This window comes from Hymenobacter sp. IS2118 (assembly GCF_000715495.1).
GTDB lineage: Bacteria > Bacteroidota > Bacteroidia > Cytophagales > Hymenobacteraceae > Hymenobacter.
Map to the genome: position 1 here is coordinate 1 of NZ_JNLX01000036.1, position 309 is coordinate 309.

Annotated in this window: 1 protein-coding gene; it reads left to right on the forward strand. The window is 73.5% G+C overall.

The window, feature by feature from the left end; all coding sequences use genetic code 11:
* Positions 1-309: hypothetical protein (locus GM79_RS25300; protein WP_035558562.1), on the forward strand; the 309-nt coding region annotated here is incomplete at both ends.

A 309-nucleotide genomic window follows, 5' to 3' on the forward strand; every position in this document is an offset into this window, starting at 1 on the left:
CGACGGGCCTGAACCTGAGCAGCCGCTCGGCCACGGGCGAGGCGCTGAGCATCGACGGCCGGCCGGCCTTCACGGCCGCCACGCGCATCGCCCTGGCCGTGGGCGTGCCCGCCGCCGGCGCCTACACCCTGAGCGCCGCTGCGCTGACGAACCTACCCACCGGGCTCGACGCCTACCTCAGCGACGCCGCCACGGGCCAGACGCTCAAGCTAGCCAGCGGCACCGCGTATAGCTTCAGCGTCACAGCCGCAGAGGCGCAGGCCCTGCTGCTGGGGCGCTTCACGCTGAGCTTCAGCAACAGCGCGGTCC